The sequence below is a fragment of the Pseudomonas sp. PDM27 genome (assembly GCF_019219205.1).
In the GTDB taxonomy this organism is placed as follows: domain Bacteria; phylum Pseudomonadota; class Gammaproteobacteria; order Pseudomonadales; family Pseudomonadaceae; genus Aquipseudomonas; species Aquipseudomonas laurylsulfatiphila.
This window is the reverse complement of sequence record NZ_JAHUWF010000009.1, coordinates 45,905-65,037: the sequence shown is the minus strand read 5'-3', so window position 1 is coordinate 65,037 and position 19,133 is coordinate 45,905. Positions and strand designations below refer to the sequence as shown.

At 59.6% G+C, this 19,133-nt stretch carries 21 protein-coding genes and 4 tRNA genes; 17 read left to right on the top strand and 8 right to left on the bottom strand.

What is annotated here, in order from left to right; translation table 11 throughout:
* Position 1 precedes the first annotated feature (1 nt).
* Positions 2-439 carry an FKBP-type peptidyl-prolyl cis-trans isomerase gene (gene fkpB / locus KW838_RS18875; RefSeq protein ID WP_172435717.1) on the top strand — a complete coding sequence of 146 codons (438 nt, stop codon included), beginning with the start codon at positions 2-4 and terminating at the stop codon, positions 437-439.
* A 151-nt stretch (positions 440-590) separates the two neighbouring features.
* The gene (gene ispH / locus KW838_RS18870) at positions 591-1,538 is read left to right on the top strand and encodes a 4-hydroxy-3-methylbut-2-enyl diphosphate reductase (RefSeq protein WP_102701727.1); all 948 of its coding nucleotides are present in this window, start codon (positions 591-593) and stop codon (positions 1,536-1,538) included.
* Here the strand turns inward: ispH and KW838_RS18865 are convergent.
* Positions 1,507-2,046, bottom strand: coding sequence for a GspH/FimT family protein (locus KW838_RS18865; RefSeq protein WP_218502464.1), 540 nt, complete (start codon positions 2,044-2,046; stop codon positions 1,507-1,509). The genes ispH and KW838_RS18865 overlap by 32 nt on opposite strands.
* Positions 2,047-2,170: 124 nt before the next feature.
* On the opposite strand from KW838_RS18865, the gene KW838_RS18860 reads away from it, so the two are divergent.
* The 7 genes from KW838_RS18860 to thiO are packed head-to-tail and all read left to right on the top strand — an operon-like array spanning position 2,171 to position 6,257.
* A complete protein-coding gene (locus tag KW838_RS18860; protein ID WP_218502462.1) occupies positions 2,171-2,644 on the top strand; it encodes a GspH/FimT family protein in 474 nt (157 codons plus the stop codon).
* Positions 2,641-3,090, top strand: a complete 450-nt coding sequence (gene pilV, locus KW838_RS18855; protein ID WP_218502460.1) for a type IV pilus modification protein PilV — start codon at positions 2,641-2,643, stop codon at positions 3,088-3,090. The genes KW838_RS18860 and pilV overlap by 4 nt, the downstream gene beginning before the upstream one ends.
* Positions 3,087-3,794 (top strand): PilW family protein, encoded by a 708-nt coding sequence (locus tag KW838_RS18850; RefSeq protein ID WP_218502442.1) that lies wholly within the window; start codon positions 3,087-3,089, stop codon positions 3,792-3,794. Before pilV ends, KW838_RS18850 begins: the two co-directional genes overlap by 4 nt.
* Positions 3,795-3,819: 25 nt before the next feature.
* Positions 3,820-4,284 carry a PilX N-terminal domain-containing pilus assembly protein gene (locus KW838_RS18845; protein WP_371317864.1) on the top strand — a complete coding sequence of 155 codons (465 nt, stop codon included), beginning with the start codon at positions 3,820-3,822 and terminating at the stop codon, positions 4,282-4,284.
* A gap of 58 nt (positions 4,285-4,342) precedes the next feature.
* Positions 4,343-4,684 carry a hypothetical protein gene (locus tag KW838_RS18840; protein ID WP_256358903.1) on the top strand — a complete coding sequence of 114 codons (342 nt, stop codon included), beginning with the start codon at positions 4,343-4,345 and terminating at the stop codon, positions 4,682-4,684.
* Between the two features lie 14 nt (positions 4,685-4,698).
* On the top strand, positions 4,699-5,100 hold the full coding sequence (locus KW838_RS18835) for a type IV pilin protein (RefSeq protein ID WP_218502428.1): 402 nt from the start codon (positions 4,699-4,701) through the stop codon (positions 5,098-5,100).
* Between the two features lie 56 nt (positions 5,101-5,156).
* Positions 5,157-6,257: a glycine oxidase ThiO gene (thiO, locus tag KW838_RS18830; protein ID WP_218502427.1), complete on the top strand. Its 1,101-nt coding sequence runs from the start codon at positions 5,157-5,159 to the stop codon at positions 6,255-6,257.
* 92 nt (positions 6,258-6,349) lie between these two features.
* On the opposite strand, the gene KW838_RS18825 is transcribed toward thiO, so the two are convergent.
* From KW838_RS18825 to KW838_RS18815, 3 genes are all read right to left on the bottom strand, one after another.
* On the bottom strand, positions 6,350-7,687 hold the full coding sequence (locus KW838_RS18825) for a sigma-54 dependent transcriptional regulator (RefSeq protein WP_218502417.1): 1,338 nt from the start codon (positions 7,685-7,687) through the stop codon (positions 6,350-6,352).
* 344 nt (positions 7,688-8,031) lie between these two features.
* Positions 8,032-8,265 (bottom strand): PP0621 family protein, encoded by a 234-nt coding sequence (locus tag KW838_RS18820; protein ID WP_218502414.1) that lies wholly within the window; start codon positions 8,263-8,265, stop codon positions 8,032-8,034.
* A 124-nt stretch (positions 8,266-8,389) separates the two neighbouring features.
* Complete coding sequence (locus KW838_RS18815) at positions 8,390-9,412, bottom strand: outer membrane protein assembly factor BamD (RefSeq protein ID WP_015096879.1); 1,023 nt, start codon at positions 9,410-9,412, stop codon at positions 8,390-8,392.
* 151 nt (positions 9,413-9,563) lie between these two features.
* Between KW838_RS18815 and rluD the strand changes: the two genes are divergently transcribed.
* The 7 genes from rluD (at position 9,564) to KW838_RS18780 (ending at position 14,658) form a co-directional block, all read left to right on the top strand.
* On the top strand, positions 9,564-10,526 hold the full coding sequence (gene rluD, locus KW838_RS18810) for a 23S rRNA pseudouridine(1911/1915/1917) synthase RluD (protein WP_007990414.1): 963 nt from the start codon (positions 9,564-9,566) through the stop codon (positions 10,524-10,526).
* Positions 10,523-11,248 (top strand): peptidoglycan editing factor PgeF, encoded by a 726-nt coding sequence (gene pgeF / locus KW838_RS18805; protein ID WP_218502412.1) that lies wholly within the window; start codon positions 10,523-10,525, stop codon positions 11,246-11,248. Before rluD ends, pgeF begins: the two co-directional genes overlap by 4 nt.
* Before the next feature lie 130 nt (positions 11,249-11,378).
* Positions 11,379-13,943 carry an ATP-dependent chaperone ClpB gene (gene clpB, locus KW838_RS18800; protein ID WP_015096877.1) on the top strand — a complete coding sequence of 855 codons (2,565 nt, stop codon included), beginning with the start codon at positions 11,379-11,381 and terminating at the stop codon, positions 13,941-13,943.
* A gap of 300 nt (positions 13,944-14,243) precedes the next feature.
* Positions 14,244-14,319 (top strand) — tRNA-Asn (locus tag KW838_RS18795).
* Between the two features lie 9 nt (positions 14,320-14,328).
* Positions 14,329-14,405, top strand: a tRNA-Pro gene (locus tag KW838_RS18790).
* Between the two features lie 5 nt (positions 14,406-14,410).
* Positions 14,411-14,486, top strand: a tRNA-Lys gene (locus KW838_RS18785).
* 95 nt (positions 14,487-14,581) lie between these two features.
* Positions 14,582-14,658, top strand: a tRNA-Pro gene (locus tag KW838_RS18780).
* Positions 14,659-14,830: 172 nt separating this feature from the next.
* On the opposite strand, the gene KW838_RS18775 is transcribed toward KW838_RS18780, so the two are convergent.
* Genes KW838_RS18775 through KW838_RS18760 form a run of 4 tightly spaced genes read right to left on the bottom strand, consistent with a single transcriptional unit; the run spans position 14,831 to position 17,567 of the window.
* Positions 14,831-16,129, bottom strand: coding sequence for an NAD(P)/FAD-dependent oxidoreductase (locus KW838_RS18775; RefSeq protein ID WP_218502401.1), 1,299 nt, complete (start codon positions 16,127-16,129; stop codon positions 14,831-14,833).
* Between the two features lie 60 nt (positions 16,130-16,189).
* Positions 16,190-16,363 (bottom strand): DUF3094 domain-containing protein, encoded by a 174-nt coding sequence (locus tag KW838_RS18770; RefSeq protein ID WP_007970531.1) that lies wholly within the window; start codon positions 16,361-16,363, stop codon positions 16,190-16,192.
* A gap of 53 nt (positions 16,364-16,416) precedes the next feature.
* Positions 16,417-16,944, bottom strand: coding sequence for an MOSC domain-containing protein (locus KW838_RS18765; protein WP_102701609.1), 528 nt, complete (start codon positions 16,942-16,944; stop codon positions 16,417-16,419).
* Positions 16,941-17,567 carry a DUF1780 domain-containing protein gene (locus KW838_RS18760; RefSeq protein ID WP_007970534.1) on the bottom strand — a complete coding sequence of 209 codons (627 nt, stop codon included), beginning with the start codon at positions 17,565-17,567 and terminating at the stop codon, positions 16,941-16,943. Before KW838_RS18760 ends, KW838_RS18765 begins: the two co-directional genes overlap by 4 nt.
* A gap of 219 nt (positions 17,568-17,786) precedes the next feature.
* Between KW838_RS18760 and KW838_RS18755 the strand changes: the two genes are divergently transcribed.
* A complete protein-coding gene (locus KW838_RS18755) occupies positions 17,787-19,130 on the top strand; it encodes an aromatic acid/H+ symport family MFS transporter (protein ID WP_102701610.1) in 1,344 nt (447 codons plus the stop codon).
* The last annotated feature ends 3 nt before the right edge of the window (positions 19,131-19,133 follow it).

Below are 19,133 nucleotides of genomic sequence, written 5' to 3'. Positions count from 1 at the left end.
ATTGGCTGAGCAACGCATCGGCCAGAACACGGAAGTCACCTTGCATTTCGCATTGCGCCTGGAGAATGGCGACACGGTGGACAGCACCTTCGACAAAGCCCCGGCGACCTTCAAGGTCGGTGACGGCAACCTGTTGCCAGGTTTCGAAGCAGCCCTGTTCGGTTTCAAGGCCGGTGACAAGCGTACACTGAGCATCGAGCCGGAAAATGCGTTCGGCCAGCCGAACCCGCAAAACGTGCAGATCATTCCGCGCTCGCAGTTTGCAGACATGGAACTGTCGCCGGGTTTGCTGGTGATCTTCAACGATGCGGCCAATACTGAACTGCCGGGCGTGGTGAAAGAGTTCGACGACGCGCAAGTGACCATCGACTTCAACCACCCGCTGGCGGGCAAGACGCTGACCTTTGACGTGGAAATCATTTCCGTCAAAGCGCTGTAACTGACCGGACAGGGTCAAAGTGTGGGAGCGAGCCTGCTCGCGAAGGCTGACTGACATTCAATATTGATGTCGTCTGACACACCGCTTTCGCGAGCAGGCTCGCTCCCACAGTGTTTTTCATTGTTTTCGCGCGCAAGACACGAGGCACAGCATGCAAATCAAACTCGCCAACCCCCGTGGCTTCTGCGCCGGTGTGGACCGGGCGATCGAAATCGTCAACCGCGCCCTGGAAGTTTTCGGGCCGCCGATCTATGTGCGCCACGAAGTGGTCCACAACAAATTTGTCGTCGAAGACCTGCGCTCCCGTGGCGCGATCTTCGTTGAAGAGCTGGATCAGGTGCCGGACGACGTCATTGTGATCTTCAGTGCGCACGGCGTTTCCCAGGCCGTGCGCAGCGAAGCGGCTGGCCGCGGGCTGAAAGTGTTCGATGCAACGTGCCCGCTGGTGACCAAAGTCCACATCGAAGTGGCGCGTTACAGCCGTGACGGCCGAGAGTGCATTCTCATCGGCCACGCCGGTCACCCGGAAGTCGAAGGCACCATGGGCCAGTACGATGGCAGCAATGGTGGCGCGATCTACCTGGTCGAAGACGAGAAAGATGTCGCGGCGTTGCAAGTGAACAACCCTGAAAAGCTCGCCTTCGTGACCCAGACCACCTTGTCGATGGACGATACCAGTCGCGTTATCGATGCCCTGCGTTCGCGCTTCCCGGCCATCGGCGGACCGCGCAAGGACGACATTTGCTACGCCACGCAAAACCGTCAGGACGCGGTCAAGCAACTGGCCGACGAGTGCGACGTGGTGCTGGTGGTCGGCAGCCCGAACAGTTCCAACTCCAATCGCTTGCGCGAGCTGGCAGAGCGCATGTCCACTCCGGCCTACCTGATCGATGGTGCCGAAGACCTGCAAAAGAGCTGGTTCGACGGCGTCGAGCGTATCGGCATCACCGCTGGCGCATCCGCCCCGGAAGTCCTGGTGCGCGGCGTGATCCAGCAGTTGCAGGCCTGGGGTGCCACCGGTGCCGATGAGCTGGCCGGTCGCGAGGAGAACATCACGTTCTCGATGCCTAAAGAACTGCGTGTTCGCTCGTTGCTCTGAATCCAGTCCTTTTCTCGCATAACGCCTGCTCAACCTTGTCGTTGCGCAGGCTGACGCGGCCGGTCCGTGCCAACACCACTTGATGTCGGCTTACCGGCTCGCGAGCGGCGCAAATGTGTAACGTTCCTCCAATCAGTGCTTCGCCCTGACCTTTGAATCGTATTGAGCTTTCAACCGAACCGTTCCCCGCAATCGACACGCGTTTGCCGCTCTGGCGTTCGGCCAACAGTGGATTGTCGCTGTCCATCTCCCCCTTGCCGCTGATATCCAGGATCATCCGCCAGCCTTGGCTCCAGTCGCCATTGATGCCGTGAATCACCACAGCCTGGTTGCGGACGATGGCTTCGCTGCGGGCGGTGCGAATGCCACTGAAAAGAGCCTGCGCCGCTTGCTGTCTTTGGTTCGACTCGATCAGCGTTGCGAACGCCGGAGTCACCAGAAGCAGAACAATTCCTGTAATTGCCAGTCCCATGAGCAGTTCGATCAGGCTGAAGCCGTGTTGTCGCATGATATTTCCCTCCGTGGCGTGCTGTGGCTCGCGCAATCCGTGCGCGAGAAATGGCAACGCACAGCATCGTTCGAACGTTGTGCTGCGCAACAGCAGGTATAGCCGAAGGAAACAGAAGGGCCCGATGGAGCATCGTACAAAAGGTTTCACGCTGATCGAGTTGCTGATCGCGCTGGCGATTCTTCTGATCCTGATGACTATGGCCGTCCCGGCGTTTACCCGCTCGACGCAAACAACCAGGGCTGATACCGAAATCGCGGACCTGCAGCGAGCGTTGAATGTTGCCCGGCTCGAAGCCATCGAACGGGGCACTACCACACGGGTACGGCCGACAGCCGGCGGGGATGTCTGGAGTGGGGAGCTGGCGATTTACGACGGTACTGGCGCTTTGGCCAATGTATTGCGGGTTGTTCCGGCGATGAGCAACGGCGCAACTCTGGCGCTAACCTCTGGCGTCACTGCCATCGATTTCAACAGTCTGGGCGGATTGTCATCACCGTCCTCGGAGGTGGTGATCAGCTATGGGCGGGGAGTACAAAGCAGGACGCTGACAGTGTGTTTGAACGGACGAATTCTATTGGGTGGACGTTGCGGATGAGGGCAGGGATGCAAGGCTCGCAGGAGGGCATGACGCTGGTCGAAGTCTTGGTGGCGTTAGTCATTCTGGGAGTGGGGTTGCTGGGCGCAGCGGCGTTTCAGCTCAATGCGCTGAAGTACACGGACAGCGCGCGCATGACCAGTCAGGCCAGTTTTATCGCCTACGACATGCTGGACCGCATTCGCGCCAATGCCGCTGCGGACTACACCATTGCGCCTCCGGCTTCGGGCAATCCGGACGTTGCCCGGGATCAGGACCTGTTTGACTTCAACGCCAACATTGTCAGCTCACTCGGCGCCACCGCGACCGGCAGGGTCACCGTCAACCAGCAGCTGTACACCATCACGATCAACTGGGACGACTCACGGGCCGCGAATACTGCCGACTCGCGGCGCAGCTTCGTCCTGACCAGCCGCACAGCCGTCGATCCGGGGGCGACCCCATGACTCGTTGCAGCAAAGGCTTCGGCCTGGTCGAGTTGCTGATCGCCCTGGCATTGAGCCTGATCGTGGTGCTCGGCGTGGTGCAGGTTTTCATCGCGGCCAAGAACACCTATCTCAGTCAGAATGCGGCCGCGAACATGCAGGAGGATGCACGTTTTGTGTTGAGCAAAATGATTAAGGAAATCCGCATGGTCGGGATGTTCGGTTGTCTGGAAACGATCACTGATTCAAGTAAGGAGGGTGATTTCCATTCCAGTCGTACAACGCCGATTCGTTGGGACAACGGCGGCCGCCAGTTGACGCTGGTGATGTCGGATGTCGGCAGCAATGGCGACAAGCCGGACTGGACTGTGCTTTCCGATTGTAAAACCCATTCGACGGCCTACAGTGAAGGCCGGACGCCAGCGGCAGGGCAGCAGGCATTTCCGATCCGGCGGCTGACTTACAGGTTCAGTAACAACCAATTGCTCATGAAGGGCGGGGCCGCTGCAGACCAGGTACTGGTGGACAATGTCGGCGCTTTCGACGTGAGCTTCGGCTTGGCCAGCACGGCCACTGATCTGGCTGCATCGCGCTACAGCAGCAACCCGCCGGACCCCGCGCTGATTCGTAGCGTTCGCCTGAGCCTGACCCTCACCGATCCGAGCCGCCGGGTGAGCGATCAAACCTTCAACGTGGTTGCCGCGCTGCGCAACCGCTTGCCATGAGGGGATGCCATTGAATCGTTCTCCCATGACATATTTCACCCAGCGCGGCATGGCGCTGCTGGTCAGTCTGGTGTTCTTGCTCTTGCTGACGCTGATTGGTCTCTCCTCGATGCAGAGCTCGACCCTGCAGGAAAAGATGGCCGGTAGCGTCGCCTTGCACAACCAGTCGTTTCAGAGCGCCGAGGCAGCATTGCGGGTGGGCGAGAGTGGCGTGCAACGGGACAGTTATGCGCTACCTGTTTGCAGCGGCATCGTTCAATGTGCACCACCGTCCGAGTCCTCGACTATTACCGCAGCCGGCTTCAACGCCACTTCCGGAGTGACCTGGATTGCATCGGGCAAGGGCTTTTACGGCGTGCAAAACATCGGTGTCAGCCAGGATGCGGTGAATGTGCCAATCAATACCCCGGCGACCTTGTATCGGGTAACGGCAGTCGGCATCGCGGGGCATTCGCGCAGTGTGGTGGAGAGTATCTATGCGAAGTACTGAGCGAGCTGTCAGGTTATGGTCACACCTGCTCGGCGTCGTGGTCGCGCTTGACCTGTCGATGTCGGCGCATGCAGCCACGCCAGCGGATTCGCCAGCGCTGAACCGGCCAACCTGTCTGGCGAATGGCAACTGGTACGGTTTCTATCATGGCAATCAGGGCTTGAAAGCCGTCTGCCTGAAGCTGCCAGAAGCGATCAGCGTTAAGATGCTCGACAGCAACACCGATGGAGTGGTCGACAACATCGACACGCTGTCCGAGGGTGTGATCTTCGTCGGAGAGCATTCGACCCAGGATACCGGTGACAATGGCGGGGCCGTAAACGATTCCACTGGCGACGATACGCCGGGGATGGAAAAATCCGGCGGCAGCCGTCGCATCATGTGGCGACAAATACAGTAAGTGAGAGTTGAGGCATGCGTAGTTCCAACCGCGGTTTTACCCTGATCGAAATCATGATCGTGATTGCGATCATCGGGATTGTCATGACCATTGCCGCCCCGAGTTTCACCGAGTACCTGAACAAGGGCCGTCGCGCGGAAGTGGCGGGTCTGCTTTCGGAGCAGGCGCAGCTCCTGGAGCGCTTCTACTCGCAGAAAAATGTCTACACCGATGCGACGGGCCTCAGCGCCGGCAATGACTACTACAGCATCACTCCAACCCTGACCGACCAGACCTTTCTGCTGACGGCGGTACGCAAGGCCGGCTCAAGCATGGCCACTGACAAATGCGGTGATCTGACTATCACCAACACCGGTGTGCTGGGAATGGTCAATGCGAAGTCCGACCTGACCAGCAAAGACTGCTGGGGGCGCTGAGTTTCCTTTTCGGGTGCTTTTTGCACCCTCTGTCTATTTAACGATTGGATCAGAACATGACCAGGCAACAGCAAGTGGTGATTGTCGGCGGTGGGGTGATTGGCTTGCTGACGGCCTTCAATCTCGCCTCCGAAGTGCAAAGCGTTGTGCTGCTGGATCGCTCGAACGTCGGTCAGGAGTCGTCCTGGGCCGGTGGCGGCATCGTTTCGCCGCTTTACCCGTGGCGCTACAGTCCGGCGGTCACCGCGTTGGCTCACTGGTCCCAGGATTTTTATCCACAACTGGGCGAGCGCTTGTTCGCCGCCACCGGTGTTGATCCTGAAGTGCATACCACCGGTCTGTATTGGCTGGATCTGGATGACGAGGCTGAAGCGCTGGCATGGGCCGCCCGGGAACATCGTCCATTGAGTGCCGTTGATATCTCGGCGGCACACGACGCGGTGCCAGTGCTGGGCAGCGGTTTTTCCCGGGCGATCTACATGGCCGACGTCGCCAACGTGCGTAACCCGCGTCTGGTGAAGTCGCTCAAGGCCGCGTTGCTGGCGCTGCCGAACGTGACGATCCATGAGCAGTGCGAAGTCAGCGGGTTTGTTCGTGACGGCAACAAAGTGGTCGGCGTGCAGACCGCCACAGGTGCTGTTCTCGGCGATCAAGTCGTCCTGACGGCGGGAGCCTGGAGCGGCGATTTGCTCAAGCTTCTTGATCTGACGCTGCCGGTCGAGCCGGTGAAAGGGCAGATGATTCTCTACAAGTGCGCGGCGGATTTCCTGCCAAGCATGGTCCTGGCCAAGGGCCGTTATGCGATTCCCCGGCGCGACGGACACATACTGATCGGCAGTACGCTGGAGCATGAAGGTTTTGACAAGACGCCGACCGGGGCGGCACTGGAAAGCCTGAAAGCGTCGGCGGTGGAATTGATCCCGGCACTGGCCGATGCCGAAGTGGTGGGGCACTGGGCCGGATTGCGCCCGGGATCACCCGAGGGCATTCCCTATATCGGCCCGGTGCCGGGGTTTGACGGGCTCTGGCTCAACTGTGGGCATTACCGTAACGGACTGGTGTTGGCGCCGGCGTCATGTCAGTTGTTTGCCGATGTGATGCTGGGTCGTACGCCGATTATCGATCCGGCGCCTTATGCGCCTGCTGGAAGAATTTGAGCAAAACACAAAAGATCGCAGCCTTCGGCAGCTCCTACATGGGGAGCGCACCTCCTGTAGGAGCTGCCGCAGGCTGCGATCTTTTTAAAGCCTCAATCCAGTCCCAATTTCTTGAGCCTGTAACGCATAGACCTGAATGACAGATTCAACCGCTGAGCCGCCGCCGTGCGGTTCCAGCGGGTTTCCTCCAGGGCCTGGAGCAGCAGTTGGCGTTCGACGTTTTCCAGATAGGTGTCCAGATTGTCTATCCGGGTCAGGTCCGGCATTCCACCTTCAGCTGTGCAATTGCCTTCAGCCAGACGCAGGTCACCGGCTTCGATCTGATTGTCCTCGCGCAAGGTGTGAGCCCGTTCGAGCATATTTTCCAGTTCCCGCACGTTGCCCGGGAAGCGATAGCTTTTCAGTGCATCGAGGGCCTGGGGGTGGAGTCTGGCTGCCGGTTGACCCGTATCGGCGGCCAGGCGCTTGAGTATGTGGCTGGCCAGCACCTCGATGTCATCACGACGCTCGCGCAGGGGCGGCACCCGGAGTTCTATCACATTCAAACGGTAGTAAAGATCATGCCGAAATCGCCCGGCGGCGACTTCGGCGCCAAGGTCCTTGTGTGTGGCGCAGAGAATGCGCACATCCACCGCCACTTCCTGCTGCCCGCCAACACTGCGTACGGCTTTCTCCTGAATGGCGCGTAGCAGTTTGACTTGCATTGTCAGCGGCAGGTCGGCCACTTCGTCGAGGAGCAGGGTGCCGCCGTGAGCTGTCTGGAACAGACCGGGTTTATCTTCGATGGCGCCGCTGAAGCTGCCTTTGCGATGGCCGAAAAACTCGCTCTCCAGCAGTTCCGAGGGAATCGCCGCGCAGTTGATCGCAATGAACGGCTGCTTGGCGCGAGGGCTTTGATCATGGATCAGGCGCGCGACCAATTCCTTGCCACTGCCGGATTCTCCGCTGATGTATACCGTCGCATGACTGTTGGCCAGTTTGGTGATGTGTTTACGCAGGTTGCGCATGGGCAAAGAGTCGCCCAGCAACCGGCGATCGATGTCGACCCCGCGGGCAGGAAGCAGCAGGGCGCTGGTGACCAGTTCACGCAGGCGCGTAAGGTCTACCGGCTTGGTGAGGAAGTCGAATGCTCCGGCCTTGAGCACATTGATTGCGGTTTCGAGACTGGCATAGGCGGTGATCATCGCCACCTGGACCTGAGGGTGACGTTGCTGGATGTGCTGCACCAGTTCCAGGCCGGTGCCATCGGGCAATTGCATGTCGGTCAGGCAAAGATCGAATGTTTCGCTTTTCAGCAGCGATTGCGCTTCGACGACATTACGGGCGTTGAACGTCTCCAGTTTCATCCTTCCCAGGGTGATTTCCAGGAGTTCGCGTATGTCTGGTTCGTCATCGACGATCAAGACTTTTTGTCGTGGTCTCGTGTTCAAACTAGGTTCCGTCCGTGAGCAAGGGTCATGCAAAAGCAGCCGCTTTCCTGGCGTGCCTTGAAGTCTAGGCGGGACGGAGTGCTTTCGCCCGGCTGGCCGGACAGATAAAGCCCCGGGCCCGTGATAGACGGGGCGGGGGCTTCGGGATGGAGTATTTCCAGTGATTTCAGGTCAAGCCATGGCGGCGACATTTGCGCGCGGCGCTGCAGGTACAGGACGTTTTCGATTACCCGGTTCATTCGCAGAGAGAGGTCTTGAATAATCTGCGTCAGACGTCACTCGATGCCTTTCAGTTCCTTGGGTGCCAGCGATAGTCCTCGATCGGCCGCCAATTCGGGGGAGTGTCAGCGGCCGCTGGCGTCCTTGTCCTGCTCGAGATGAGCCTGGCTGCAATACCACCGTTGGTCGAGGCTCAGCGCGCGGTCACGGGGCAGGTGAACGCCGCAATGGGCGCAGCGGACCATGGGCGCCGCTTCCCGTTCGGCAGGGGACCTGGGGGTGGATGCCTGCCCCTTGAATTTGCGCCAGAACCATACGGCAGCGGCAATCAGGGCAATCCAGAACAATAAACGAAGCATGGTGAGCTGCTTTTTGACTGATGATCCGGCAGTTTAGCCAAGGACCTGACAGGCGCACAGTGTAATAAAGCACTGAAATAAAAAAGGGAGACCCGAGAGTCTCCCTTTTGCACAGCCCGAGGTGTCAGTCGAACACGCCGAGGGTCATGTAGCTGAACCACGAGCGGTCGCTGTTATTGCCTTCCGCTTCGTGATTTTCTTCTTCGATCACGTCGCCATTGTCGTCTTTAGGCTTGAGCTCGGACGGAATCGCGTCCTTGGCGTCCTGGAACTGCTTCTGTACGTCCTGGTTGGCGCGGGTTTCGCCCGGCGGCAGCGGCGGACGGGACTCGATCAGGCCCAGGGTCGCCTTGCTCAGCCACGAACGGTTGTCGGCTTCGGCCACGGTCGGCACGAACTGGCCGTCTACCAGCGTCGGGTGGTTCGGGTAGTTGAGTTTCAGGGTTTCCAGGCTGGTGGCAGCCAGTTCGTCCAGGTGCAGGCGCTGATAGGCCTCGGTCATCACCGCCAGGCCGTCGCCGACCGAAGGGGTTTCCTGGAAGTTTTCCACCACGTAACGACCGCGGTTTGCCGCCGCGACATAGGCCTGGCGGGTCAGGTAGTAGTCGGCCACGTGAATTTCGTAGGCGGCCAGCAGGTTGCGCAGGTAAATCATGCGCTGCTTGGCATCCGGCGCGTAACGGCTGTTCGGGAAACGGCTGGTCAGCTGGGCGAACTCGTTATAGGAGTCGCGGGCGGCGCCCGGGTCACGCTTGGTCATGTCCAGCGGCAGGAAACGCGCCAGCAGGCCGACGTCCTGGTCGAAAGAAGTCAGGCCCTTGAGGTAGTAGGCATAATCGACGTTCGGATGCTGTGGGTGCAGACGAATGAAGCGCTCAGCCGCGGACTTGGCCGCTTCTGGCTCGGTGTTCTTGTAGTTGGCGTAGATGAGTTCGAGTTGCGCCTGGTCGGCATAGCGACCGAACGGATAACGCGACTCCAGAGCCTTCAGCTTGGCGATGGCGCTGGTGTAGCTACTGTTGTCCAGGTCATTTTGAGCCTGTTGGTACAGCTCGACTTCACTGAGGTTTTCGTCTACGACTTCCTTCGATGAGCAAGCAGCGGTCAATGCGAGGATGGCGATCAGCAGCAGGTGTTTCACTTGCATGGCGGCTTGCGTCCCTATGACGGCCGCTGTCTTGGGCGTGGCCGTCCTGTTATGATGAGCGCCCCGTTGAAAAGCCTCGGGGCAAAAGACGCCGTATTTAACCACAAGCGCGCAGCCGAAACCAAAGGCTGTGCCGACGCCTAGTCTGAGCATGTCCGATAAAATTGAACTTCGCGCAGAGGTGCCGTCCGAATTGGGCGGCCAACGCCTCGATCAAGTCGCCGCACAATTATTCGCTGAGCACTCGCGCTCGCGCCTTTCCGCCTGGATCAAAGACGGCCGCCTGACTGTGGATGGGGCGGTTATCCGCCCGCGAGACATCGTCCATGGCGGCGCCATCCTTGAGTTGACTGCCGAGCAGGAAGCTCAGGGCGAATGGGTCGCTCAAGACATAGCCCTGGACATCGTCTACGAAGACGACGACATCCTGGTGATCAACAAGCCTGCGGGCCTGGTGGTGCATCCGGCTGCCGGTCATGCCGACGGCACCTTGCTCAACGCCTTGCTGCACCACGTGCCGGACATCATCAATGTGCCCCGCGCCGGTATCGTGCATCGCCTGGACAAGGACACCACCGGTCTGATGGTGGTGGCCAAGACCATACAAGCGCAGACGCAGCTGGTGACACAGTTGCAGAGCCGCAGCGTCAGCCGGATCTACGAGTGCATCGTGATCGGTGTGGTGACGGCCGGTGGCAAGATCAATGCGCCTATCGGTCGTCACGGCCAGCAACGCCAGCGCATGGCCGTAATGGAAGGTGGCAAGCAAGCCGTCAGCCATTACCGCGTGCTCGAGCGCTTCCGCTCCCACACTCACGTGCGGGTGAAGCTGGAAACCGGTCGTACGCACCAGATTCGCGTGCACATGGCGCACATCAACTACCCGTTGGTCGGAGATCCTGCCTACGGCGGTCGTTTCCGTATTCCGCCGGCCGCCAACCCGACCATGGTCGAGTCGCTGAAGAACTTCCCGCGTCAGGCGCTGCATGCACGTTTCCTGGAGCTGGATCATCCGACCACCGGTAAGCGCATGAGCTGGGAATCGCCGTTGCCGGAAGACTTCGTCTGGCTGCTGACCCTGCTCAAGCAAGACCGCGAGGCGTTCATCGGATGAGTGACTGGCTGATTCCTGACTGGCCCGCGCCGGCCGGGGTCAAAGCCTGTGTGACCACCCGTGCGGGCGGCGTCAGTGTGGCGCCGTTCGACAGCCTCAACCTCGGTGATCACGTCGACGACAACCCTGAAGCGGTTGCCGAGAATCGCCGTCGTCTTACCGATCATTTCTCTATTCAGCCGGCCTGGCTGCAGCAGGTCCACGGCATTGTCGTGGCTCATGCCGATCCGGGCCGGGTGGACACGGCTGATGCCAGCTGGACATCAACGCCGGGTGTCGCCTGCGCAGCGATGACTGCGGACTGCCTGCCCGCGCTGTTTTGCGACCGTGCCGGGACGCGTGTCGCGGCAGCCCATGCCGGTTGGCGCGGGTTGGCGGCAGGAGTGCTGGAAGCGACTCTCGACAGCCTAAATGTGCCATCCGCCGAAGTACTGGTCTGGCTCGGCCCGGCCATCGGCCCGCAAGCCTTTGAAGTGGGCCCGGAAGTGCGCGAGACCTTCGTTCAGCAGTTGCCGCAAACCGCTGAGGCTTTTGTGCCGAGTCAGAACCCCGGCAAGTTTATGGCCGACATCTATAGGCTGGCCCGCTTGCGCCTGGCAGCTTGTGGTGTAACCGCGGTCTACGGCGGCGGTTTCTGCACCGTGACCGACTCACGCTTCTTTTCTTACCGCCGCAGTCCACGCACTGGTCGGTTTGCCTCCCTTATCTGGCTCGAACGCTAGACTTGTCTGATCTGCATCAACGTCACGACGCTTGAAACTCCCAGAATCGACCGCATCTATTGTGGTATCTGGCAGGTTTCTTCATTCAGGATGTTTTATAGGTCCGGCCTGCTCAAAAGGAAGGTGACCCATGCGTATAGACCGTTTAACCAGCAAATTGCAGTTAGCGTTGTCCGATGCCCAATCCCTGGCTGTCGGCCACGATCATCCGGCCATTGAGCCGGCGCACTTGATGCAAGCCTTGCTCGAGCAGCAGGGCGGCTCGATCAAGCCCCTGTTGATGCAGGTGGGCTTCGATGTCAACAGCCTGCGTAAAGAGCTGACCAAAGAGCTCGACCAGCTACCGAAAATCCAGAACCCGACCGGCGATGTGAATATGTCGCAGGATCTGGCGCGCCTGCTCAACCAGGCTGACCGTCTGGCCCAGCAGAAGGGCGACCAGTTCATCTCCAGCGAACTGGTGCTGCTCGCCGCCATGGACGAGAACAGCAAGCTCGGCAAGCTGCTGCTCGGCCAGGGCGTGAGCAAGAAAGCCCTGGAAAACGCGATCAACAACCTGCGTGGTGGTGAGGCCGTCAACGACCCGAACCACGAGGAAGCACGCCAGGCCCTGGACAAGTACACCGTCGACCTGACCAAGCGCGCCGAAGACGGCAAGCTCGATCCGGTGATCGGTCGTGACGATGAAATTCGCCGGACCATCCAGGTGCTGCAACGTCGTACCAAGAACAACCCGGTGCTGATCGGTGAGCCTGGCGTGGGTAAAACCGCCATCGCCGAAGGCCTGGCCCAGCGCATCATCAATGGCGAAGTGCCGGATGGCCTCAAGGGCAAGCGTCTGTTGTCCCTGGACATGGGGGCGCTGATTGCCGGTGCCAAGTATCGTGGTGAGTTCGAAGAGCGCCTGAAATCCCTGCTCAATGAACTGTCGAAGCAGGAAGGGCAGATCATCCTGTTCATCGACGAACTGCACACCATGGTCGGCGCCGGTAAAGGCGAAGGCTCGATGGATGCGGGCAACATGCTCAAGCCGGCCCTGGCCCGCGGTGAACTGCACTGCGTGGGCGCCACCACGCTGAACGAATACCGCCAATATATAGAGAAGGACGCCGCTCTCGAGCGACGTTTCCAGAAAGTGCTGGTGGACGAGCCGAGCGAAGAAGACACCATCGCCATCCTGCGTGGCCTCAAAGAGCGTTATGAGGTTCACCACAAGGTGGCCATCACTGACGGCGCGATCATTGCAGCGGCCAAGCTCAGTCATCGCTACATCACTGACCGGCAGTTACCGGACAAGGCCATCGACCTGATCGATGAAGCCGCCAGCCGCATCCGCATGGAGATCGACTCCAAGCCTGAAGTGCTGGACCGTCTGGAGCGTCGCCTGATTCAGCTGAAGGTGGAATCCCAGGCGCTGAAGAAAGAAAGCGACGACGCAGCGAAGAAGCGTCTGGAAAAACTGCAGGAGGAAATCGCTCGTCACGAGCGTGAGTACTCGGATCTCGAAGAAATCTGGAACTCGGAGAAAGCCGAAGTCCAGGGTTCTGCGCAGATCCAGCAGAAAATCGAGCAGTCCCGTCAGGAACTGGAAGCGGCCCGCCGCAAAGGCGACCTGAACCGCATGGCCGAGTTGCAGTACGGTGTAATCCCGGACCTCGAGCGCAGCCTGCAAATGGTCGATCAGCATGGCAAAGCCGAAAACCAGTTGCTGCGCAGCAAGGTGACTGAAGAAGAGATCGCCGAAGTCGTGTCGAAGTGGACCGGTATTCCGGTGTCGAAAATGCTCGAAGGCGAGCGCGACAAGCTGATGAAGATGGAAAGCCTGTTGCACCAGCGTGTGATCGGCCAGGATGAAGCGGTGGTGGCTGTTTCCAACGCGGTGCGGCGTTCCCGTGCCGGGTTGTCCGACCCGAATCGCCCGAGCGGCTCGTTCATGTTCCTCGGCCCGACCGGTGTCGGTAAAACCGAGCTGTGCAAGGCGTTGGCCGAATTCCTCTTTGATACCGAAGAGGCGATGGTGCGGATCGACATGTCCGAGTTCATGGAGAAACACTCCGTGGCTCGCCTGATCGGTGCGCCACCGGGCTACGTGGGGTATGAAGAGGGCGGTTACCTGACCGAGGCCGTACGTCGCAAGCCGTATTCGGTGATCCTCATGGACGAAGTCGAGAAGGCGCACCCGGATGTGTTCAACATCTTGCTGCAAGTGCTCGAAGACGGCCGTCTGACCGACAGCCATGGCCGCACGGTGGATTTCAAGAACACCGTGATTGTCATGACCTCCAACCTGGGGTCGGTACAGATCCAGGAACTGGTCGGTGACCGTGAGGCGCAGCGCGCAGCGGTGATGGATGCGATTTCCAGCCACTTCCGGCCGGAGTTCATCAACCGGGTCGACGAAGTGGTGATCTTCGAGCCGTTGGCGCGGGATCAGATCGCCGGCATTACCGAGATCCAGTTGGGTCGTCTGCGTAGCCGCCTGACCGAGCGCGAGCTGAAGCTTGAGCTCAGCCCTGAGGCCATGGACAAGCTGATAGCGGTCGGTTACGACCCGGTGTACGGCGCACGGCCGCTCAAGCGCGCTATCCAGCGCTGGATCGAGAACCCGCTGGCGCAGCTGATTCTGTCCGGACGGTTCATGCCGGGCGATACCGCTCACGGTGTGGTGGAAAACGACGAAATCGTCTTCGTCTGATCCATAACGGCAACAAAATCGAAAAGGCCTCGCAATGCGAGGCCTTTTTTTCGTTAGGCTGTTGAACTCAAAGGAAAAGGCTTGTAAAGTGCGCCCCGCAGTCAGTCACCCGCCAGGGTTTCCGCTCCCCAAGCTGGAATCCAAAATAAGTTGCAAATCATTAACTTGAAAGCAATTTAGGGGGTTGACAGAGGTGCTGAAGATTGTAGAATAGCGCGCCTCAGACACACGAACGCAGCGATGCGAACGGGTCGAAGAGAACGCAGTAAAGCTTCAAAGTTGTAAATTGAAATATGTAGTTCCGTGATAGCTCAGTCGGTAGAGCAAATGACTGTTAATCATTGGGTCCCAGGTTCGAGTCCTGGTCACGGAGCCAATTTCAAACCGGGGTATAGCGCAGTCCGGTAGCGCGCCTGCTTTGGGAGCAGGATGTCAGGAGTTCGAATCCCCTTACCCCGACCATATTTGGGTCGTTAGCTCAGTTGGTAGAGCAGTTGGCTTTTAACCAATTGGTCGTAGGTTCGAATCCCACACGACCCACCATTTTTGAAACCAGTTAACGCTGGAATCGAATCTTAAGATCAGACGCCAAAAGCTCTGTTCGCAGAAGGCGCCTTTCGAAGGTGCCTTTTTTTTACCGGGGTATAGCGCAGTCCGGTAGCGCGCCTGCTTTGGGAGCAGGATGTCAGGAGTTCGAATCCCCTTACCCCGACCATATTAAAAATCCTCGTATCGAAAGATACGGGGATTTTTTTTGCCTTCGATAATACTGGGCGTGCCGAAAAACCCTGTGGGAGCGAGCTTGCTCGCGATGACGGTGTATCAGGCGACATTGATATCGACAGAAAGGACGCCATCGCGAGCAAGCTCGCTCCCACAGGTTTACATCAGTGCAGCTTCAGCCTTGGCTCAGTACCGCGCCCGATCTTGCTGCCCAGCATCAGCATCGCCGTGCGGAACGGGCCATACAGCGCCATCTGGTGCATGCGGTACAGCGACACGTAGAACATCCGCGCCAACCAGCCTTCGAGCATCACGCTGCCGGTGAGGTTGCCCATCAGGTTACCCACAGCCGAAAAACGCGACAGTGAGATCAGCGAGCCGTAGTCGGTGTACTTGTACTCCGGCAGGGGCTTGCCTTCGATGCGCAGTTTCAGCGATTTGGCCAGCAACGAAGCCTGTTGGTGAGCGGCCTGGGCGCGTGGTGGCACATTGCGGTCGCTGCCTGGTTGCGGGCAGGCGGCGCAGTCGCCGAAGGCGAAGATGTTCTCGTCGCGAGTGGTTTGCAGCGTCGGCAGCACCTGCAGTTGATTGATGCGGTTGGTTTCCAGGCCATCGATGTCCTTGAGGAAACCCGGCGCGCGAATCCCCGCGGCCCAGACTTTCAGGCTGGCCTTGATTTCGTTGCCGTCGGCGGTGATCAGGCTGTCGGCCGTCACTTCGCTGACTGCGGCATTGGTCATGACGTTGACCCCGAGTTTCTCCAGGGTTTTATGCACAGGCCCGCCAATTCGCTCCGGCAGCGCCGGCAGCACCCGTGGACCGGCTTCGATCAGGGTGATGTGCATGTTTTCCGGTTTGATCCGGTCCAGGCCATAGGCTGCCAGTTCGTGGGCGGCGTTGTGCAGCTCGGCGGCCAGCTCGACCCCGGTGGCACCGGCGCCGACGATGGCCACGCTGATTTGTTCGACTGCGTCGGTCTGGCCGGCGTGAGCGCGCAGATAGTGATTGAGCAGTTTCTGGTGGAAGCGCTCGGCCTGTTTTCGGGTATCGAGGAACAGGCAGTGTTGCGCTGCGCCCTGGGTGCCGAAATCGTTGGTGGTACTGCCGACGGAGATCACCAGCGAGTCGTAAGGCACTTCTCGGGCCGGCACCAGTTCCAGACCGGCTTCGTCATAGGTGGCGGCCAACTGGATTTTTTTCTTCGCGCGATCCAGCCCGCTCATGCGCCCCAGCTGGAACTCGAAGTGGTTCCATTTGGCCTGGGCGACATAGTTGAGTTCGTCTTCGGAAGAGTTCAGGGACCCGGCTGCCACTTCGTGCAACAAGGGTTTCCAGATGTGAGTCAGGTTCGCGTCGACCAGCATCACGCTGGCCGTACCGCGCTTGCCCAGAGTCTTACCCAGACGGGTAGCCAACTCCAGACCGCCGGCGCCGCCGCCGACAATGACAATACGATGGGACATAAGGATAACTCGCAAGGCTAAAAGAAATCGGTGCAATTACCCGAGCGAGCGCAAGGCAGCTCATAGCGTCAGGTAACTGATAAGTCGGCTCAACAGGCCCAGACCAATGGTCACTGCCAATACCAGTACAAGGAGCATCCACGGCCGGAAAGGTCGGCGCTCGACTTGGTGCTGGGACAACTGCAGGTACTCTTCGACATGCTTTTGGTCGTCGGGGTTCAGGCGGCTGGTCATATCGGGCCTCGTCAAAGGTAGACGTTGCTGAATGTGTGGAAGCTACAGTGTTTTTACCCAGGGTTGAACGCAGCATAGCCGCTGTCTGGAACGGGTTCGACGCTGACGATATCGTCCAGGCGAATGATTCCACTTTGTAACACCCGGGCAGTGATTCCGCCATGTCCGCGCACGGCCTGAAAGGTGCCGATGCCCAGGTTGCTTTCAAGGCGCGCGCAGGGTTGGCACCAGCCGGTGGTTTCGAACGTTGCCTGGCCAATCCGGAAGCGGCGGCCCTTTAGGCTGAACAGATTGATGCCACTGATAACGAGATTGCGCCGCAGATCTTCAGGCCGGACCGGATGATCCTGTGCACGCCCCATCAGCGAACTGATCACCGCCAGATGCTCCCACTGAATCAGCGTGACCTGCCGCGCATTGCGCACGCCGGGGCGGGCGTGGTCGCCGGTCAGGCCGGCCTCCAGGCGCGCTTCCACGGCATCGAGTTCAAGCATCGCCGAACGTGATTGCGGGCGCACGCCGATCCAGCGCACACGACCTTGTTGCGGCACCTCGGCGATCAGCTCCTGCAGCGGGCTCACAGGCTGATACCGACGTCGAAGACAATGCTGCGTCCCAGGTTGCTGCGCAAGAAGTCCGGCGCATCCGGGTGAGCGAACAGCACGCGGGCAAATGTCGGCCCGACCAAGGACAGCGAACGCCAGCCCTGGCGCAGGTACTCGGTCGGCGGCGGGAAATGGCTGTTGAGGTCCAATACTTCGCGTTTGAGGCTGGCGAAGGCAATGATGTCCAGTTCACCCAGATCCATGCCGCGCTCTTTGTAGTTGTGCGCTTTTTTGCGCAAGGTCGGCGCCAATCGCAGCAAGAACTCGTTGGCGGGGATGCGTCGTGGCTTGGCCTCGCGGCGTACCAGCTGGCTCAGGGAAAACGCGCTGCGTCGGCGTTGCAGTTCGTCGCGCCATTCATCGTTGAGGCGCCGGCCCTCGTCGAGCACGAAGAACACCTCGAAACTGGCATCGCGAAACAACACATCCGGCGGCTCCCCGGCGGGGGCGAACTCATCGGCGCGATAGGGAATGTTCAAACCTTGCAACAGGCGCTGGCACACCCAACGCTCACGCTCCCATTTGCGGGCATTGGACAAAAACGCGTTGGCTTGCTCGGCCGCGATGGTCAGCAGGCGTAAATAATCTGAGTCATCCATAGGCCCAAGCTTAGCGTTCAAATGTGATCGCAAAGAAGACAATTTGTCGGAGAGGCTCATAAGCCTTCCGTTCCCATGCCCGTTTCAGGGCCCTGCACAAAACGGATAGTGATCTGCGCGCACTGGCTATTGCCACGTGGCGGGCGGCTCTACCCTCGGCTGTACGGACGTAAGCCGTGTTACCGCCGCTCTAAAAAACAACAACAAGAGATAGATGCCATGCGCAAGATCGACGTACATGAGGTTATCGACAACGCTCGTTTCAACCGCTTTCACTGGATGGTGCTGTTCTGGTGTGCCCTGATCATCATCTTCGACGGTTACGATCTGGTGATCTACGGCGTGGTCTTGCCGATGCTGATGAAAGAGTGGGGGCTCAGTCCTCTGCAAGCCGGTGCACTGGGCAGCTATGCACTGTTCGGCATGATGTTCGGCGCGCTGTTCTTCGGTCCGCTGTCGGACAGGATCGGCCGCAAAAAAGCCATCACGATCTGCGTGATGCTCTTCAGTGGCTTCACCGTGCTCAATGGTTTCGCCCGCAACCCCACGGAGTTTGGCCTCTGTCGCTTCATTGCCGGGCTCGGCATTGGCGGCGTGATGCCTAACGTCGTCGCACTGATGAACGAGTACGCGCCGAAAAAAATCCGCAGCACGCTGGTCGCGATCATGTTCAGCGGTTACTCGGTGGGCGGGATGCTGTCTGCCGGGCTGGGCATTGTGCTGATCCCGAGTTTCGGCTGGCAGTCGGTGTTTTACGTGGCGGTCCTGCCGTTGCTGTTGTTGCCGCTGATCATGTATTTCCTGCCCGAATCGGTGGGCTTCATGTTGCGTCAGGGGCGTCATGAAGAGGCGCGCAATATTCTTCAGCGCATCGATCCGGCCTACGTCGCGCAAACCTCCGATCAACTGCACATGGCCGAGGTAAAAGGCACGGGCACCCCGGTGTTGCAGCTGTTCCGTGAAGGCCGTGCGCTGCGCACGCTGATGCTGTGGCTGGCGTTTTTCTGCTGCCTGTTGATGGTGTACGCGCTGAGTTCCTGGCTGCCGAAACTGATGGCCAACGCCGGTTACAGCCTGGGTTCGAGCCTGTCGTTCCTGCTGGTGTTGAATTTCGGGGCGATCTTCGGTGCGGTCGGTGGCGGGGTGCTGGGCGACAAACTCAATCTGCCGCGGGTGCTGGCGGTGTTTTTCGCCATGGCGGCGGTGTCGATCACGCTGTTGGGCTTCAACAGCCCGATGCCGGTGTTGTACCTGCTGATCGCCATTGCGGGTGCCACCACCATTGGCTCGCAGATTCTCTTGTACGCCTGCGCCGCGCAGTTTTATTCCATGACGATTCGTTCTACCGGTCTGGGCTGGGCGTCGGGCATTGGGCGCAACGGGGCCATCGTCGGTCCGCTGCTGGGTGGTGCCTTGCTCGGGATCAGCCTGCCCCTGCAGCTGAATTTCATGGCGTTTGCCGTGCCCGGTGCGGTGGCGGCCCTGGCCATGACCGTGTTCGCCATAAGCAGCCGACGCAGCGCTGCAGGTCTCAATCCTGTGTTGTCAGCGACCGGTGCCTGAGTG

Coding starts and splice junctions, on each gene's coding strand:
- KW838_RS18860 (WP_218502462.1), top strand. CDS start 2,171: ATGGAGCATCGTACAAAAGGTTTCACGCTGATCGAGTTGCTGATCGCG.
- ispH (WP_102701727.1), top strand. CDS start 591: ATGCAAATCAAACTCGCCAACCCCCGTGGCTTCTGCGCCGGTGTGGAC.
- KW838_RS18840 (WP_256358903.1), top strand. CDS start 4,343: ATGTCGGCGCATGCAGCCACGCCAGCGGATTCGCCAGCGCTGAACCGG.
- clpB (WP_015096877.1), top strand. CDS start 11,379: ATGCGTATAGACCGTTTAACCAGCAAATTGCAGTTAGCGTTGTCCGAT.
- KW838_RS18835 (WP_218502428.1), top strand. CDS start 4,699: ATGCGTAGTTCCAACCGCGGTTTTACCCTGATCGAAATCATGATCGTG.
- KW838_RS18850 (WP_218502442.1), top strand. CDS start 3,087: ATGACTCGTTGCAGCAAAGGCTTCGGCCTGGTCGAGTTGCTGATCGCC.
- KW838_RS18775 (WP_218502401.1), bottom strand. CDS start 16,129: ATGTCCCATCGTATTGTCATTGTCGGCGGCGGCGCCGGCGGTCTGGAG.
- KW838_RS18845 (WP_371317864.1), top strand. CDS start 3,820: ATGACATATTTCACCCAGCGCGGCATGGCGCTGCTGGTCAGTCTGGTG.
- rluD (WP_007990414.1), top strand. CDS start 9,564: ATGTCCGATAAAATTGAACTTCGCGCAGAGGTGCCGTCCGAATTGGGC.
- thiO (WP_218502427.1), top strand. CDS start 5,157: ATGACCAGGCAACAGCAAGTGGTGATTGTCGGCGGTGGGGTGATTGGC.
- KW838_RS18815 (WP_015096879.1), bottom strand. CDS start 9,412: ATGCAAGTGAAACACCTGCTGCTGATCGCCATCCTCGCATTGACCGCT.
- KW838_RS18755 (WP_102701610.1), top strand. CDS start 17,787: ATGCGCAAGATCGACGTACATGAGGTTATCGACAACGCTCGTTTCAAC.
- pgeF (WP_218502412.1), top strand. CDS start 10,523: ATGAGTGACTGGCTGATTCCTGACTGGCCCGCGCCGGCCGGGGTCAAA.
- KW838_RS18865 (WP_218502464.1), bottom strand. CDS start 2,046: ATGCGACAACACGGCTTCAGCCTGATCGAACTGCTCATGGGACTGGCA.
- KW838_RS18760 (WP_007970534.1), bottom strand. CDS start 17,567: ATGGATGACTCAGATTATTTACGCCTGCTGACCATCGCGGCCGAGCAA.
- KW838_RS18820 (WP_218502414.1), bottom strand. CDS start 8,265: ATGCTTCGTTTATTGTTCTGGATTGCCCTGATTGCCGCTGCCGTATGG.
- KW838_RS18770 (WP_007970531.1), bottom strand. CDS start 16,363: ATGACCAGCCGCCTGAACCCCGACGACCAAAAGCATGTCGAAGAGTAC.
- pilV (WP_218502460.1), top strand. CDS start 2,641: ATGAGGGCAGGGATGCAAGGCTCGCAGGAGGGCATGACGCTGGTCGAA.